The sequence below is a fragment of the Streptomyces litmocidini genome (genome assembly GCF_014649755.1).
Lineage (GTDB): Bacteria > Actinomycetota > Actinomycetes > Streptomycetales > Streptomycetaceae > Streptomyces > Streptomyces litmocidini.
Window position 1 is genome coordinate 119,991 of the sequence record NZ_BMTQ01000014.1, and the last position, 15,834, is coordinate 135,824.

The following is a 15,834-nucleotide window of genomic DNA, read 5'->3' on the forward strand; positions in this document are numbered from 1 at the left end:
CTGAGGGCCAAGCGGTGAAGGTCACATCCCACACCACAACGCGCGCCCCCTCCGCACGCCCCTCCGTCGGGAGGTTCCCGCAACCCGACGGGCCCACGCCGACGACCGAGCCGTGGCGCCCGCGACCCGCCCGGAAGCGGCCGGACCGGGGCGCGCGACCCCGGGCCCCCACGGAAAGGACTCCGACGGCGAAGGTCACCACCACCGACCACTGGGTCCGGCACACGTCCACCGTCCCCGCGAACAAGGGCGGGGAGGTCGAGCCCTTCGTCCGGGAGCGCAACGGCACGCCCCCCGGACAGAAGCGCAAGCCGGTCCTCATGCTCCACGGCCGGAGCGTCCCGGTGCTCCCGGGCTTCGGCCTCCGGTACAAGGACTACGGCTGGGCCGGGGCGCCGGCGCGGGCCGGCCGCGACGTGTTCCTGAGGGACCTCCAGGGCTCCGGCCTCTCGGCACGGCCCGAGAGGGACGACCTCCGCAACGTCAACCCCCTCCGGCGGAACCTGCTGCGCCGCGGCCGCCGGGATTCACCCCGGGCCCGCCGACCTGTCCGTACCAGCTGTACGACTCCGTCGCGGGCGCCCACGAGCTGATGGTCAAGCCGGCCTGCGCGGGGCATTCCGTGCCGTGGGGGAAGCGGCACGCGCACGTGCACGAGCTCTCGAAGCACTGGCTCAAGCAGCTCAAGGTCGACGGCAAGACGCACGGCGTCTTCGACATGGACGTCGACGGCAACCTCAGCCCGGCCCCGTAGGGCCGGTCTTCCGGATCGGGCCGGATCGGGCCGGATCGGGCCGGATCGGGGGGGACGGGCCCTGGGGCCGTCCCCCGGACGCGGCGGAGCCCCCGGCCGCCCGGAGGGGCGCCCGGGGGCTCCGCCGACGGGGTCACGCGCTCGCCGTCAGCGCCTTCACGAGCAGCGGGGTCACGAGCTCGACCTGCCACGGCCGGGCGCCGTACCCGCTCAGCGCGGCCGCGACCGCGTCCGGGGTGCCCGGGGAGGGCGGCTCCCAGCAGACCCGGCGCACGGTGTCCGGGGTGATCAGGTTCTCCTGCGGGAGGTTCAGCTCCTCCGCGAGCGCCGAGACCGCCGTGCGGGCCGCCGCGAGGCGGGCCGCCGCGGCCGGGTCCTTGTCCGCCCAGGCGCGCGGCGGGGGCGGGCCCGCCACCTGCTGGCCCGGCTGGGGCAGCTCGCCCTCCGGGAGGGCCCGGGCGCGGTCCACCGCGGCCTGCCACTGCTCCAGCTGACGGCGGCCCATCCGGTTGCCGAAGCCGGGCAGCGCGGTGAGCGCGGCCACGTTCACCGGCACCGCGAGCGCCGCCTCCACGATCGCCGCGTCGCTCAGCACCTTGCCGGGGGAGACGTCGCGCCGCTGGGCGACCTTGTCACGGGCCGTCCACAGCTCCCGTACGACCGCCATCTGGCGGCGGCGGCGCACCTTGTGCATGCCGGAGGTGCGGCGCCACGGGTCCTTGCGGGGCGGGGCGGGCGGGGCCGAGGCGATCGCGTCGAACTCCTGGTGGGCCCACTCCAGCTTGCCCTGCCGGTCGAGCTCCTTCTCCAGCGCGTCGCGCAGGTCGACGAGGAGCTCGACGTCGAGCGCCGCGTACCGCAGCCACGGCTCGGGCAGCGGACGGGTCGACCAGTCGACCGCGGAGTGGCCCTTCTCCAGGGCGTAGCCGAGGACGGACTCGACCATCGCGCCGAGACCGACCCGCGGGAAGCCCGCGAGACGGCCGGCCAGCTCGGTGTCGAAGAGCGAGGTGGGGAGCATGCCTATGTCGCGCAGGCACGGGAGGTCCTGGGTCGCGGCGTGGAGGATCCACTCGGTCCCGGTGAGCGCCTCGCCGAGCCCCGAGAGGTCGGGGCAGCCGACGGGGTCGATGAGCGCGGTGCCCGCGCCCTCGCGGCGGAGCTGGACGAGATAGGCGCGCTGGCCGTAGCGGTAGCCGGAGGCGCGCTCGGCGTCCACGGCCACGGGACCGCTCCCGGCGGCGAACGCGGCGATCACCTCGGCGAGGGCGTCCTCGGTCTCGACGACGGGCGGAATCCCCTCGCGGGGCTCCAGCAACGGGATCGGAAGCCCATTCGCAGGGACATCGTCGTCCGGGGGGCCGCCCCCGGTGGTGCGCAGTGCTGTGTCTGCTGCGGTCTCTTGGGCGTCGGTCACGTGTCAAGGGTATCGGTGAACGGCAAGCGCCCGTCGACGGAACGTTCCGCCGACGGGCGCGGGCCCGTGTCCACCGGCCGTCAGTGGATGATCCCCGTCCGCAGGGCCACCGCGACCATGCCGGCGCGGTCGCCGGTGCCCAGCTTGCGGGCGATGCGGGCGAGGTGGCTCTTGACGGTGAGGGCGGAGAGGCCCATGGAGACGCCGATCGCCTTGTTCGACTGGCCCTCCGCGACGAGCCGCAGCACCTCGACCTCACGGCCGGAGAGCTCGCGGTAGCCGCCCGGGTGGCTCGGGGCACCCGGGGGGCGGCGGTGGCCGAGGCGGGCCGCCGCGGCGCCGATGGGGGCGGCGCCGGGGCGGGTGGGGTGACCGATGTTGGTCCGGGTGCCGGTGACGACGTAGCCCTTCACGCCGCCCGCCAGGGCGTTGCGCACGGCGCCGATGTCGTCGGCGGCCGAGAGGGCGAGGCCGTTGGGCCAGCCCGCCGCGCGGGTCTCGGACAGCAGGGTCAAGCCGCTGCCGTCGGGCAGGTGGACGTCGGCAACGCAGATGTCGCGCGGGTTGCCGACGCGGGGACGGGCCTCCGCGATGGACGAAGCCTCGATCACGTCGCGTACTCCGAGGGCCCACAGGTGGCGGGTCACGGTGGAACGGACGCGCGGATCGGCTACGACGACCATGGCCGTCGGCTTGTTCGGGCGGTAGGCGACCAGGCTTGCGGGCTGCTCGAGGAGAACGGACACCAGGCCTCCTGGGGGGAAGGGTGCGGGACGGAGCCGGCTCGGGGAAGAAGCCGGGGGCGAACCCGTGCTGTGAAGGGGTCACTGACTCCTTCGGCAGCATGGCCGCCCGCCTTTAGGGAAAGATCACGATTTGGTGAGTAACAATTAGGGCAATTCGGACGCGTGATCGATCATCCTACGAGCGGCCCCGCCCCGTCACCCCCACGGGGGAGGGCCGGGGCACCCTTCCGAAGGGGCCCGCAGGGACCCCTCAGGCCCCCTGCGGCCCCCGGCGCTGGGGCAGCGAGACGACCCCCGCGCCCGTCACCGTCCCCGCCCCCGGATCCGCCGGCGCGGGCGGCAGGCCCGCGATCTGGCAGAGCAGGTCGCACCAGGCCGCCAGGTGCGCCCCCGTGTCCGGCACCCCGCCCAGGCCCTCGCGCGGGGTCCAGGACGCCCGGATCTCGATCTGGGTCGCCGGCCTGCGGTCCGCGAGCCCGCCGAAGTAGTGCGAGCCCGCCATCGTCACGGTCCCGCTCGCCTCCCCGTACGCGAGCCCCCGCGCCTCCATCGCCCCGGTCAGCCAGGACCAGCACACCTCGGGCAGCAGCGGGTCCGCCGCCATCTCCGGCTCCAGCTCCGCCCGGATCAGGGTCACCAGGCGGAACGTGCCCTTCCAGGCCTCGTGGCCGTCCGGGTCGTGCAGCAGCACGAGCCGCCCGTCCGCCAGGTCCTCCTCGCCCTCCACGACGGCCGCCTCCACCGCGTACGCGTACGGGGCGAGTCGCTGCGGCGGCCTGGTCGGATCGATCTCGATCTCGGGCCGCAGCCTCGCCGACCGCAAGGCCTCCACCGCCCGCCGCCACGCGGGCGGAACCGGGTTCGCCTCCGTACTGTCCGCCGTTTCGTCCGTCCCTCGATCGCCGTCGGAATGATCGGAAAAATGTCCCTGAGCCGCAGCCATGCGGGGAAGAGTAGGCGGAACGGGGCCTTCGCGCAGGGAGGGACACCCGGCCCGGACGGGCGGCTTCCCGCCGCATGCGAAGATTTGGGCGTGAGTGCCATGGACAGCCCGCAGGGCCAGCAGACGAAGCAGCAGTCGCGGACGTACGACTCCGCGTTCCTCAAGGCGTGCCGACGCGAGCCGGTGCCCCACACCCCCGTCTGGTTCATGCGACAGGCCGGCCGCTCCCTCCCCGAGTACCTGAAGGTCCGCGAGGGCATCCCCATGCTCGAGTCGTGCATGCGGCCCGAGCTGGTCACCGAGATCACGCTCCAGCCGGTGCGCCGCCACAAGGTCGACGCCGCCATCTACTTCAGCGACATCGTCGTCCCGCTCAAGGCCATCGGCCTCGACCTCGACATCAAGCCCGGCGTCGGCCCGGTCGTCGCCGACCCCATCCGCACCCGCGCCGACCTGGACCGGCTGCGCGACCTCACCCCCGAGGACGTCCACTACGTCACCGAGGCCATCGGCATGCTCACCGATGAGCTGGGCGACACCCCGCTCATCGGCTTCGCCGGCGCGCCTTTCACCCTCGCGAGCTACCTCGTCGAGGGCGGCCCGTCGCGCAGCCACGAGCACACCAAGGCGCTCATGTACGGCGACCCGCAGCTCTGGGCCGATCTGCTCGACCGCCTCGCCGAGATCACCTCGGCCTTCCTCAAGGTCCAGATCGAGGCCGGCGCCTCCGCCGTGCAGCTCTTCGACTCCTGGGTGGGCGCCCTCGCCCCGGCCGACTACCGCCGCTCGGTGATGCCGGCCTCCACCAAGGTCTTCGACGCGGTCGCCTCCTACGGCGTCCCGCGCATCCACTTCGGCGTCGGCACGGGCGAGCTCCTCGGCCTGATGGGCGAGGCCGGCGCGGACGTCGTCGGCGTCGACTGGCGCGTCCCGCTCGACGAGGCCGCCCGCCGCGTCGGCCCCGGCAAGGCCCTCCAGGGCAACCTGGACCCGGCCGTGCTCTTCGCCTCGCGCGAGGTCGTCGAGGCCAAGACCGACGAGGTCCTGGCCGCCGCCGAGGGACTGGAGGGGCACGTCTTCAACCTGGGCCACGGCGTCATGCCGGCGATGGACCCGGACGCGCTGAGCCGCCTCGTCGAGTACGTGCACACGCGGACGGCCCGCTGAGGGAGCCGTCCGCGCGGCGGATGCCGGGTGTGCACAGAACTCGCAGTCGATGGGCGGGTTGTTGCCCGTCCGCACCCGGCAGACGTCGAAGCCGTCGCCGCCGTTGGCCGTCCCGTTGTCGGTGTCGACCCTGAGGCAGTCGTTGCCGGTGCTGCCGCGGACGATCCCGCCGGGGGACACCGTGCCGCTGACGACGACGTAGTCCGAGTCCGGGCTGCCCTCGACGAGGCCGCCGGCCCCGACGGACCGGGCCGAGATGTGGTCGCGGCCCGGGCCGCCGGTGACATGGCCGAGGACCGGGCCGTTCACCGTGATGCAGTCGTTGCCGCCGAGGCCGTTGACCGTGTCGCCGGCGGCCGCCTCCGCGCACACGATGTGGTCGTTGCCGGAGGTGCCGTTGACCACCCCCGTGGGGCCGGGGCCGACGGGGACCCCGTTGACGGCGCACGTCGTCCGCGCGTGGGCGGGAGTCGCCGTCAGGGCGACGGGGGCGATGACGGGAGAGGCGGCGCAGAGCGCACGCACGCTGTGTCGGATCACAGGAAGAGTCACCCGAGGTGACCTCGTGCGCGCACACCGTCACCCTGGGTGAGTCCTCCGCCCGGGTCAGCCCGCCGCCCTCACGGCCCCCGCCGCCTTCCGCGCCGCGATCAGCACCGGGTCCCACACCGGCGAGAACGGCGGCGCGTACCCCAGGTCCAGGGCCGTCATCTCCTCCACCGTCATCCCCGCCGTGAGCGCCACCGCCGCGACGTCCACCCGCTTCGCCGCGCCCTCCCGGCCCACGATCTGCACCCCGAGCAGCCGGCCCGTGCGCCGTTCGGCCAGCATCTTCACCGTCATCGGCGCCGCCCCCGGGTAGTAGCCCGCCCGGCTCGTGGACTCGACCGTCGCCGCCACGAACCGCAGCCCGACCTCCCGGGCGTCCTTCTCCCGCAGGCCCGTCCGGGCGATCTCCAGGTCGCACACCTTCGACACCGCCGTGCCCACGACACCCGGGAAGGTCGCGTAACCGCCGCCCACGTTCGCCCCGATCACCTGGCCGTGCTTGTTCGCGTGCGTGCCCAGCGGCACGTGCCGCTCCCGGCCCGTGACCAGGTCCAGGACCTCCACGCAGTCGCCGCCGGCCCAGACGTTCCCGTGGCCCCGGACCCGCATCGACAGATCGGTGAGCAGCCCCCCGTGCGCCCCGAGGGGCAGCCCCGCCGCCCGCGCGAGGGAGGTCTCGGGCTCCACGCCCGTACCGAGCACCACCACGTCCGCCGGGTACTCGTCCTCCTCCGTCGCCACCGCCCGCACCCGGCCGTCCGAGCCCGTCAGGACCTTCGTCACCGGCGCCGAGACGACCGTCCTGATCCCCAGACCGTCCATCGCCCGGTGCACGAGCCGCCCCATGTCCGGATCGAGGGTCGCCATCGGCTGCTCGCCCCGGGTCAGCACCGTCACCTCGTAGCCCCGGTTCAGCAGGGCCTCCGCCATCTCCACCCCGATGTACCCGGCGCCGACGACGACCGCCCGCCGGCCCGGCGTCGCGGACAGCGAGTCGAGCAGCGCCTGGCCGTCGTCGAGGGTCTGCACCCCGTGCACCCCGGGCGCGTCGATCCCCGGCAGCGGAGGGCGCAGCGGCCGGGCCCCGGTCGCGATCACCAGCTTGTCGAAGCCCGTCCACGTCTCCGTGCCCGCCTCCAGGTCCCGCGAGCGGACCCGCTGCCCCGGGAGGTCGATCTCCGTCACCTCGGTCCGCGTCCGCAGGCCGATGTCACGGGCCCGGTGCTCCTCGGGAGACCGCGCGATCAGTTCCTCCCGCGCGGCCACGTCCCCGCCGACCCAGTACGGGATGCCGCAGGCCGAGTACGAGGAGAAGCGCCCGCGCTCGAAGGCGACGATCTCCAGCTCGGAGGGGGACCTGAACCGACGTGCCTGCGACGCGGCGGACATGCCCGCCGCGTCGCCACCGATGACCACCAGACGTTCGCTCATGGGAGAGACGCTACTTCTCGGGGGCCTCCCGGGGCTGCGGGGGCTTCGGCGACGCGGGTCCCGCGGGCGCTCCGGCGGCGTTCCGCGGGGCGTCCGGCAGGGCGGGAGCCGGGGCCGCCGGCCGGGGACGGGCCGCGAGGCGCGGCCGGACGAGACGGCGCCACAGGACGAAGACGACCAGGGCGACCGCGAGCCACGGGGCCAGGGCGGTCAGGACGATCCCGATCCAGGCCGCCGCGCCCACCAGCGCGTTCCAGCCGCCGCTCAGGGCGTCCCCGAAGCCGGGACGGCCCTCCTCCGGCTCCTCCGCCGGCGGCTTCTCCTTCTCGGAGAGCCGCAGGGTGATCGTCGCCATCGTCGTCCGGTCCTTCAGCGAGGCCCGCTGGGCGAGCAGCGCCTCCAGATCCGCCTGGCGCCGGCTCAGCTCGCCCTCCAGGGTCACCACGTCGGACAGCTTCTCCGCCCGGTCCATCAGGGTCCGCACCCGCGCCACGCTCGCCCGCTGGGTGGCGATCCGGCTCTCCACGTCCACCACCCGGTCGGTGACGTCCTTGGCCTCCGCCCTGCGGTCGAGGAGCCTCCCGGTGCCCGCGAGCTCGGCGAGGACGGAGTCGTACCGCTCCTGCGGCACCCGCAGCACGATCTGCGAGGCGAGGTGTGCGTCGTCGACGCGCTCCGTCGACTCGTTCTCCACGTGCCCGCCCGCGTCCGCCGCCACCCGGCGGGCCGTGACCAGGGCCTTCGCCGCGTCCTTCACCTCCACGGAGAGCGAGGCGGTACGGATGACGTGCTGCCCGGCCGCCGGTTTCGACGCGGGCTTCCCGGCGGCCCCCGCGCCGCCCTCGGCCGCCGAGCGGTCCGCGGCCCCCGCGTCGGCGGGCTCCGCCGCCGCGCCCCTCCTGCCGTCCGAGGCCGTGTCCGCGGAGCCCGCCCCGCAGCCGGCCAGGGCCAGTGAGGCGGCCAGCAGGACCGCGGCCGCCGTTCTCGTTCTTGCTGCCCGCACGAGGATCCCCCAAGGTGGTGACGAGTGATGCCCCTTGGACGTACGACCCCCGGGCGGGGGTTGCCCTCCGGCGGTAGCGATGCGGTCACGGTCCGGCCTCGGAACGGGAGCGGGCGGGCGGTTTGAGAGAGTGGTGCCATGAACGCGGACACCACGGGACAGCACGCCGGGCCTCATGTCGTCGTCGCCGGAGGCGGGATCGCCGGCCTCGCCGCCGCCCACCGGCTGGCCCTCGCCGGTCACCGGGTGACCCTCCTCGAAGCGGACGGCCGCCTCGGCGGCAAGCTCCTCGCCGGGGAGATCGCGGGCGCGCCCGTCGACCTCGGCGCCGAGTCCCTGCTCGCCCGCCGCCCCGAGGCCGTCGCCCTGGCCCGGGCCGTCGGCCTCGGCGACCGGCTCCAGGCCCCCGCGACCACCACCGCGTCCGTCTGGTCCCGGGGCGAACTGGTCCCCATGCCCAAGGGACACGTCATGGGCGTCCCCGGCACTCCCGCCGCCGTCGAGGGGCTCCTCTCGGCGGAGGGCGTGCGCCGGATCGGCGGCGACCTGGAGCTGCCGCCGACCGAGATCGGCGAGGACGTCGCCATCGGCGCGTACGTCGCCGCCCGCATGGGCCACGAGGTCGTGGACCGGCTCGTCGAACCCCTCCTCGGCGGGGTGTACGCCGGTGACGCCCACCGCATCTCGATGAAGGCCGCCGTCCCCGCCCTCTTCGAGGCCGCCCGCGTCCACCCCACGCTCACCGCCGCCGTCCACGCCGTCCAGCGCGCCGGCGCCGCCACCCCCGCCGACGCGGCGGGCGCCGCCACCGGCCTGGGCGGCTCCGTCTTCCTCGGCATCGAGGGAGGCATCGGCACCCTCCCCGGCGCGGTCGCCGACGCGATCCGCGCCGCCGGCGGCGAGATCCTCACCGGCACGCCCGTCGAGGCACTGGTCCGCACCGGCGCCACCGGCTGGCGGGTGGTGACCCGGGACCGGACCCTCGACGCCGACGCCGTCGTCCTCGCCACCCCCGCCGGCACCACCGCCGGACTCCTCGGCGGCCTCGCCCCGGCCGCCGCCGCCGAGCTCGACGCGATCGACTACGCCTCCATGGCCCTGATCACCCTCGCCTTCCGCCGCTCCGACACGCCCGCCCTGGAGGGCTCCGGCTTCCTCGTGCCGCCGGTCGACGGCCACACCGTCAAGGCCTCCACCTTCTCCGCCCAGAAGTGGCGGTGGGTCTCCGACGCCGCCCCCGACCTGTTCGTGCTGCGCACCTCCGTCGGCCGCCACGGCGAGGAGGCACAGGTCCACCGCGAGGACTCCGACCTCGTCGACGCCTCCCTCAAGGACCTCGCCGCCGCCACCGGACTCTCCGCCCGCCCGGTCGCGAGCACGGTCACCCGCTGGGCCGACGGCCTGCCCCAGTACCCCGTCGGCCACCTCGCCCGCGTCGCCCGCGTCCGCGCGGCCGTCGCCGCCCTCCCCGGGCTGCGGCTCGCGGGCGCCGCGTACGACGGCGTCGGCATCCCCGCCTGCATCGCCTCGGCCCACCGCGCGGCCGACGAGATCATCGCCACGTCGGGAACGGGGCACCCCGGTGCGGGGCACTCCTCGTGACGGGCGAGAATAGGCGTATGAGTGCGCCCGAAAAGATCCCGAACGCCGGTAAGAAGGCGAAGGACCTCAACGAGGTCATCCGCTACACCCTGTGGTCCGTCTTCAAGCTGCGCGACGTTCTCCCCGAGGACCGCGGCGGTTACGCCGACGAGGTCCAGGAGCTGTTCGACCAGCTCGCGGCCAAGGACATCACGGTCCGCGGCACGTACGACCTCTCCGGTCTGCGCGCCGACGCCGACGTCATGATCTGGTGGCACGCCGAGACGAGCGACGAGCTCCAGGAGGCGTACAACCTCTTCCGCCGCACCAGGCTGGGCCGCGCCCTGGAGCCGGTCTGGTCGAACATGGCGCTGCACCGCCCCGCCGAGTTCAACAAGTCGCACATCCCGGCCTTCCTGGCCGACGAGAACCCGCGCGACTACGTCTCGGTGTACCCCTTCGTGCGCTCCTACGACTGGTACCTGCTGCCGGACGAGGACCGCCGCCGCATGCTCGCCGACCACGGCAAGATGGCCCGCGGCTACCCCGACGTCCGTGCCAACACGGTCGCCTCCTTCTCGCTCGGCGACTACGAGTGGCTCCTCGCCTTCGAGGCCGACGAGCTGCACCGCATCGTCGACCTCATGCGCCACCTGCGCGCCTCCGAGGCGCGGATGCACGTCCGCGAGGAGGTCCCGTTCTTCACCGGCCGCCGCAAGAGCGTCGCCGACCTGGTGGCGGGCCTGGCCTGACGGCCGTACGAGACCTGGTGGCGCGCCCGGCTCCCGGCCGGGCGCGCCACCCCTTGACCCGGAAGATCAGACGGCGGGCGGCACCCTTGCCCGCCGCTCCAGCGACACCGGGTCCGGCTCCGGGTGCGGCGCGCGTCACGCGCGCCGCACCGGCGTCATTTCCGGGACCTCTTCCCGTGGGCGCTCAGCCCCGCAGGGCCGCACGGAGCTCCGGTTCGAGGACGGCGGGACCGCGTGTCGCGAGGGCGGTCAGCGGATCGGTCCGCGAGAGCCCGGCGAGCAGCCGCTGCCCGGTCGGCGACGCCCAGCGGGTGTGCGGATAGACCTCGGCCCGGCCGATCAGCAGGCAGAGCCCCGACCCGACCAACGGCAGCGCGAACGCGGCGACGACCAGGGACCGGTCGGCCGTCGGCACCAGGAGCGCCGCGACCGTTCCGAGCACCAGCGTCACCAGGAACCCCGCCCGCACCGCCCGCACCCCCGCCGCGACCTCCCGGCGGCCCTCCTCGGACACGGCGAGCCCCCGGCCGACCAGATCCTCCGCGAGGAGGCGTACGGACTCGGCGTCGGCCACCACCGGACGGACGGCGGGGACCGGCGACTGCCCGCCGGGCCCGATGGCCGCGAGCACCGCGCGCTCCAGCTCGTCCCCACCGGTCGCGTCCACGACCGTCGCCCAGCCGGTGCGGGCGAGCAGCAGCCGCCGCGACCGGTGCATCGACACCAGGGTCAGATCGGTGACCCGGAGCGGCCCCCCGGCGAGGTAGGCCGCCTCGCGCACGGTGAGCTCCCGCGCCCCGTCGGGCGGCCCGTGCGGGCGGTCGGCGGCGAGCGAGGCGCGCCAGGCCCGCACGCAGCCGACACCGGCCACGGCGTACGCGACCAGGAGGAGCGGAACCCAGATCATGCCCCGGTTCTACGGGACGAGGGGCAGGCCCGCCACCCGATCGGCCCTCAGCCGCTGGAGCTGGAGCACGAGCTGGAGCTCGAACACGAGCTGGAGCTGCCGCAGCTCGACCCGCCGCCGGAGCTGCCGCAGCTCGACCCGCCGGAGCAGGACCCCGAGGAACAGGACCCGGACGAGCACGAACCGCCGCCGCCCGAGCACGAGCTCCCGCCCCCCGAGCAGGAGCTCCCGCCGCCGCCTCCGCAGGAGCTGTTGGTCGCGCACCACTCGGTCGCCGCGCCGAGGACGTCCGCGTCCGCGGACGAGAAGTGCGACGGAGAGGGCCGCCCGCCGCGCCCGTTCCGCCGCCGCGGCGGCGCGTGGAACCGGGCGGCGGCGACGAGCTGCTCCCGCAGCACCGGATCCGGCACGGCCCGCAGCCCGTGCAGGGCCACGAGGTGCCCGGCGTCGGAGAGGTGGCCGTGGGCCCGCCCGTACACGAAGACCGCACGGCGGCCGGCCGAGGTGAGCTGCCCCGAGGAGACCGAGCCGCAGACGATCGCGGTGATCCCGGCGGCCAGCAGCACCGGCAGCACCTTGATGACGAACGGGAACCGGAACTCCGGGTCGCCGGCGAAGTCGATCACGGTGAGGAGGATCGAGACCGGGAAGAGCACGAGGGCCGTCAGGCCGAGGGCGACGCACCAGCGGGCCGTGGTCCGCCGCGTCGACGGCGGGACGATCAGCCTGCGCGCCGCGAGGCCGTCGCCGATCTCCTGGACCGCCGGGTGCCGCATCACGCCGAGACGCAGAGGGTGCAGGGCCCCGGTCGGGGCGGCCGCGTGCTCCTGGAGGACGGCGCGCTCCACCGGGTCGTACGCGGTGGGGCGGACGACCGCGACGATGCCGGGGCCGCCGATCGCGATCCTGCCGTCCGCCTGGAGGGCGGCGAGCGCGGTGTCGACGACGCGGGCCGGGCCGCCGTTGAGGAAGGCGACCTCGTACCGGTCGTGGACGGGCCCGCCGGGCCCGCCGCGCGTCCGGACGACCCGGGTGACGACGAGGGCGATGCCGACGGCGCCCGCGAGGTGGACGAGCACGAGCAGGATGTCCATGGTCATCTCCGTACGAGGGCGTGGCGGGCGGCCCGTACGAGCCGGGTGGCACGTCCCGACGGGCGGCTGCCGGAACGGTCCTGCCACCACTCCGTGAGCCGTCGTCGCGCCACCGGGTCCTCCGGCCGGCCGGCGAGCAGCAGGTGCTCGACGAAGTCGAGCGCGTCCCGGCGGTAGCCGCCGGTCAGGGGACGGGACCGGGCGTACGCGAGGAACGCGGGCCGGAAGCCCTTGCCGAGGATCTCCGGCAGCTCCGGCGCGACCTTCGCGACGACCCCGGCCCGCTTGGCCGCGAGGGCACGGCTCTGGACCCCGATCCGCCGGGTGTCGAAGCCCTCGGGAACGGGGGTGCCGGCGACGAGGGCGGAGAGGAGGGAGGCCTGGGCCACGGCCAGGCGCTGGCGGGCGCCTTCGCGCGGTGCGGGGTCCGTCACCTCCGGTGCGACGGGGACGGCGCTCGGCATCGGGCCTCCCGAGGCACGGGCGCCCGCGCCGATCAGGAGCGGCTGCCCGACCGCTGTGGGCGCCCGTTCCGCAAGGGCGGAACGGGTGGGCACGGCCCTGCCGCGCGGCGCCCGTGGGCCAGGACCCGCACCCCGGGGGGCGGTCACGGTGCCGCGAATCGCCTCGAGTTCCTCCGAGAGCTCCGCCGCGGGCGGAAAGTCGTCGTCCCTCTCCAGCAGCACCCCCGGCGGGGACACCCGCGACGCGAGGTCCGCCAGGACGTCCAGCACCGCCTCCGGCACGGGATGCGCGTGGGTGTCGTGCCAGACCCCGTCCCGCTCGACGCCGCCCGCCACGTGCACGTACGCGATCGCCTCGACCGGCAGCTCGGACAGGGCCCGGGCCGGATCCTCGCCCCGGTTGACGTGGTTCGTGTGCAGGTTGGCGACGTCGACGAGGAGCCGCACCCCCGTACGCTCCACCAGCTCCGCCAGGAACTGCCCCTCCGTCATCTCCTCGCCCGGCCAGGCGATCAGGGCCGCGATGTTCTCCAGGGCGAGCGGCACGGGCAGCGCGTCCTGCGCGATGCGCACGTTCTCGCAGAGCACGTCGAGGGCGTCCCGCGTGCGGGGCACGGGCAGCAGGTGGCCCGCTTCGAGCAGCGGGGTCGCGGTGAGCGGCCCCCCGGCGCGTACGAACGCGATGTGCTCCGTGACCAGCGGCGCCCCCAGGGCCACCGCCTTCTCGCCGAGCGCCGCGAGCCGCGCCGGGTCCGGCCGGTCCGCGCCGCCGAGCCCGAGCGAGACGCCGTGCGGCACGACCGTCACGCCGCGCTCGCGGAGCCGGGTCAGGGAGTCGGGCAGATGACCGGCGCAGACGTTCTCCGCGACGACCTCCACCCAGTCGACGCCGGACAGCGCCTCCACCGCCTCCGCGATCTCGGGGCGCCAGCCGATGCCGATGCCGAGTTCCGTCATGTCCCCCTCCTTCGGTCCTCAGTCCCCCGTGTGATGGCCCGGCCGACTCCGTCCGAACCGTGAGGGGACCGGATTCAGAGCTTCATTTGAGCTTCGGCCGCCACCCAGACGCGCAGGGCGTCGCCGGACTCGGACGCCGTCGCCCAGGAGCCGTGCCCGAGTGCGGTGGGCTGACCGGAGGGCGGGGACGGGTAGGCGACCGGCCGGAGGCCGTGCGTTCCCGTGGTGTCGAGCAGCCAGTGCCGGACCTCGCCCCACTCGTCGTCGCTCTCGGCGGTGGAGACGACCAGGGTCGTCTCGTCCACGAAACCGCCCGCCCAGTCCCAGCAGACGGGTGCCTCGTCCTCGTCGTCCCCGTCGTCCGACGGGGCGTCGGGGTGCGGGGGCAGCACCGACCCGGCGTCCCATTCCAGCCCCTCCACCAGCCGGCCGCCGAAGTCGCGGACGGAGAGTTCGTCCTGGTCGTGGGAGACCGTCATGAGCCGCTCGCCCGAGGGACTCACGTCCAGCAGGCAGAGGTCGCCCTCCACGTACGTGACGTCCAGCCGCTCCCCGTCCCAGCGGCCCAGGCGCAGGGGCGCGCCGTCCTGGCCCTCGCCGATGCTGAGGCCCATCCGGCCGGGATCGGTCGGGTGGGGGAGGTGGAAGCTGCCGGCCGCCGCCGCCTCGGCACTGCCGCGGGCGAGCACGCGGCCGTCGACGGCGTCGACCACCAGCCACTCGTCGACGGTGTCCGGGCTCAGCTCGCCCTCGGGCAACGGGCCGCGCACATGGGCCCAGACGAGCTTCCCGTCCGCGGAGAAGCCGACCGAACCCCCGTCCGGGTAGCGGTGGTCCCGTTCCTCCGCGTACTCCTCGTACGACTCGTGCATCTCCCGGCACGCGCCGTACCAGCAGCCGTGCCGGACCTCCCAGCGCGTCGCGCCCGACGGTTCCACGGCGCGCACGGCGTGCACCCCGGCGAAGACGGCCAGGCCCGCGTCCGGCGCCACCTCCCACGTCCCGCGGTCGCGCGGCCACGGGGCGGGGAAGCGGACCTCCGCCCCCGGGACCGGGGCGAAGGCGTCGTCCAGGGGCCGCGCCACGACCTCCTCGTCGCTCCCCTGGACGAGGATCCTGCGCCCCGGCAGCCCCGCGATCTCCGGCGGACCGGCCCCGGGCGAGGACAGGGGGGCGGGGACGGTGGCCCTGAGCCGGGCGTGAACGGGCATGCGGATCTCCTCGAAGTGCACGACCCGCCGCACGCTACGGCACGGCTCCGACACCCCGGCCGCCCGGCCACCGGCCCGCCGGGGCGACCGCCGGTCAGGCCCGGGGGAGCCGCAACCGCGGGGCGAAACGCGTGCCGCCCTCGGACACCACCGTGCACGAACCCGGGGCGATCTCCGTGAAGCCCGCGTCCCGCACCACCGGGAGGCCGCTCGCCGTCAGCTCCGCCCAGTCCCCGGCCGTCGCGGTCCGCACCGCCAACGGGAAGCCCGCCTCGCGCCAGGCCTTCCGGTCGGCGTCCGGCATCGCCCACCACAGCAGCTGCGCCCCGTGCCCGGCCTGGGCCATCGCCTTGCCGGCCGACATGTCGAGCTCCGGGTTGAGCCACAGCACCACCGCACCCTCCGGTACGGGGCCGGGCCCGGCCGGGTCGTCGAGGTCGGTGCCCGACACCTGGAGCCTGGCGAGGTCCTTGGGCCAGCCGTCGAGCGGGACCGGCGGGAAGACCCGTACCTCCGCCTCCTCGCCCGCGACCGTGATGCCGGGGAGGGCGCTCGCCCGGCGCCACTCCGCGCCGCGGGCCCGGCGCACCACCTTCCGGATCCGGGCGTCCTGCCAGTCGGCGATCGCCCGCGCCCACTCGCCCTCGCCGAGGGAACGGTCGTCGCCGAGGATCTCCAGGACGGCCCGCGCCGCGGTCTCCAGGGCGTCGGTGCGGCTCGGGGGCGCGTCGCGCTCGATCCGGACGACCAGGGGGAGGACGAACTGGGGCTTCTCGTCGCGGAGATCGGTCTCGTTGCTGCTCACCCGGCAAGTCTGCCATCCGGGTGACGAGGGATTCTTGTGGGAATCATCGCTTC

General features: G+C 75.2%; 15 protein-coding genes. 5 read left to right on the forward strand and 10 right to left on the reverse strand.

Annotated features, from left to right (window positions below):
- The first annotated feature begins 14 nt into the window (after positions 1-14).
- Positions 15-593, forward strand: coding sequence for a hypothetical protein (locus tag IE180_RS36755; protein ID WP_229860909.1), 579 nt, complete (start codon positions 15-17; stop codon positions 591-593).
- 29 nt (positions 594-622) lie between these two features.
- Positions 623-754 (forward strand): hypothetical protein, encoded by a 132-nt coding sequence (locus IE180_RS37245; RefSeq protein ID WP_268255492.1) that lies wholly within the window; start codon positions 623-625, stop codon positions 752-754.
- Between the two features lie 133 nt (positions 755-887).
- Here IE180_RS37245 and IE180_RS26730 read toward each other — a convergent pair whose 3' ends face one another.
- The 3 genes from IE180_RS26730 to IE180_RS26740 all read right to left on the reverse strand — a co-directional run bounded on the left by IE180_RS26730 (position 888) and on the right by IE180_RS26740 (position 3,860).
- Positions 888-2,171: a ribonuclease D gene (locus tag IE180_RS26730; protein ID WP_190159515.1), complete on the reverse strand. Its 1,284-nt coding sequence runs from the start codon at positions 2,169-2,171 to the stop codon at positions 888-890.
- A gap of 80 nt (positions 2,172-2,251) precedes the next feature.
- Entirely contained in the window at positions 2,252-2,917 is a 666-nt protein-coding gene (locus IE180_RS26735) for a response regulator transcription factor (RefSeq protein ID WP_015037008.1), read from the reverse strand.
- 250 nt (positions 2,918-3,167) lie between these two features.
- Entirely contained in the window at positions 3,168-3,860 is a 693-nt protein-coding gene (locus IE180_RS26740; RefSeq protein WP_190159516.1) for a DUF3000 domain-containing protein, read from the reverse strand.
- Positions 3,861-3,950: 90 nt separating this feature from the next.
- Here IE180_RS26740 and hemE point away from each other — a divergent pair, with 90 nt between their 5' ends.
- Positions 3,951-5,027 carry a uroporphyrinogen decarboxylase gene (gene hemE / locus IE180_RS26745; protein WP_373302827.1) on the forward strand — a complete coding sequence of 359 codons (1,077 nt, stop codon included), beginning with the start codon at positions 3,951-3,953 and terminating at the stop codon, positions 5,025-5,027.
- Positions 5,028-5,633: 606 nt separating this feature from the next.
- Here hemE and IE180_RS26750 read toward each other — a convergent pair.
- Both IE180_RS26750 and IE180_RS26755 read right to left on the reverse strand, forming a co-directional pair.
- Positions 5,634-7,007 (reverse strand): FAD-dependent oxidoreductase, encoded by a 1,374-nt coding sequence (locus tag IE180_RS26750; protein ID WP_190159517.1) that lies wholly within the window; start codon positions 7,005-7,007, stop codon positions 5,634-5,636.
- Between the two features lie 10 nt (positions 7,008-7,017).
- The gene (locus IE180_RS26755; RefSeq protein WP_229860911.1) at positions 7,018-8,010 is read right to left on the reverse strand and encodes a DUF4349 domain-containing protein; all 993 of its coding nucleotides are present in this window, start codon (positions 8,008-8,010) and stop codon (positions 7,018-7,020) included.
- A gap of 138 nt (positions 8,011-8,148) precedes the next feature.
- Between IE180_RS26755 and hemG the strand changes: the two genes are divergently transcribed.
- Positions 8,149-9,612, forward strand: coding sequence for a protoporphyrinogen oxidase (hemG, locus tag IE180_RS26760; protein WP_190159519.1), 1,464 nt, complete (start codon positions 8,149-8,151; stop codon positions 9,610-9,612).
- 17 nt (positions 9,613-9,629) lie between these two features.
- The gene (gene hemQ, locus IE180_RS26765) at positions 9,630-10,343 is read left to right on the forward strand and encodes a hydrogen peroxide-dependent heme synthase (protein ID WP_190159520.1); all 714 of its coding nucleotides are present in this window, start codon (positions 9,630-9,632) and stop codon (positions 10,341-10,343) included.
- Between the two features lie 184 nt (positions 10,344-10,527).
- Here the strand turns inward: hemQ and IE180_RS26770 are convergent, their stop codons facing one another.
- The 5 genes from IE180_RS26770 to IE180_RS26790 form a co-directional block, all read right to left on the reverse strand.
- The gene (locus IE180_RS26770) at positions 10,528-11,250 is read right to left on the reverse strand and encodes a TIGR04222 domain-containing membrane protein (protein WP_190159521.1); all 723 of its coding nucleotides are present in this window, start codon (positions 11,248-11,250) and stop codon (positions 10,528-10,530) included.
- 47 nt (positions 11,251-11,297) lie between these two features.
- Positions 11,298-12,344 carry a TIGR04222 domain-containing membrane protein gene (locus tag IE180_RS26775; RefSeq protein WP_190159522.1) on the reverse strand — a complete coding sequence of 349 codons (1,047 nt, stop codon included), beginning with the start codon at positions 12,342-12,344 and terminating at the stop codon, positions 11,298-11,300.
- A 2-nt stretch (positions 12,345-12,346) separates the two neighbouring features.
- Entirely contained in the window at positions 12,347-13,765 is a 1,419-nt protein-coding gene (locus IE180_RS26780) for an MbnB/TglH/ChrH family RiPP precursor modification enzyme (protein ID WP_190159523.1), read from the reverse strand.
- Between the two features lie 74 nt (positions 13,766-13,839).
- On the reverse strand, positions 13,840-14,976 hold the full coding sequence (locus IE180_RS26785) for a hypothetical protein (RefSeq protein WP_190159524.1): 1,137 nt from the start codon (positions 14,974-14,976) through the stop codon (positions 13,840-13,842).
- 94 nt (positions 14,977-15,070) lie between these two features.
- Positions 15,071-15,781, reverse strand: coding sequence for a peptidyl-tRNA hydrolase (locus tag IE180_RS26790; protein WP_190159525.1), 711 nt, complete (start codon positions 15,779-15,781; stop codon positions 15,071-15,073).
- Between the last annotated feature and the right edge of the window lie 53 nt (positions 15,782-15,834).

Bases quoted from the DNA above. Each gene is read 5' to 3' on its own strand.
- hemG (WP_190159519.1), top strand. From the start codon at position 8,149: ATGAACGCGGACACCACGGGACAGCACGCCGGGCCTCATGTCGTCGTC.
- IE180_RS26750 (WP_190159517.1), bottom strand. From the start codon at position 7,007: ATGAGCGAACGTCTGGTGGTCATCGGTGGCGACGCGGCGGGCATGTCC.
- hemQ (WP_190159520.1), top strand. From the start codon at position 9,630: ATGAGTGCGCCCGAAAAGATCCCGAACGCCGGTAAGAAGGCGAAGGAC.
- IE180_RS26785 (WP_190159524.1), bottom strand. From the start codon at position 14,976: ATGCCCGTTCACGCCCGGCTCAGGGCCACCGTCCCCGCCCCCCTGTCC.
- IE180_RS26775 (WP_190159522.1), bottom strand. From the start codon at position 12,344: ATGGACATCCTGCTCGTGCTCGTCCACCTCGCGGGCGCCGTCGGCATC.
- IE180_RS26740 (WP_190159516.1), bottom strand. From the start codon at position 3,860: ATGGCTGCGGCTCAGGGACATTTTTCCGATCATTCCGACGGCGATCGA.
- IE180_RS26780 (WP_190159523.1), bottom strand. From the start codon at position 13,765: ATGACGGAACTCGGCATCGGCATCGGCTGGCGCCCCGAGATCGCGGAG.
- IE180_RS26770 (WP_190159521.1), bottom strand. From the start codon at position 11,250: ATGATCTGGGTTCCGCTCCTCCTGGTCGCGTACGCCGTGGCCGGTGTC.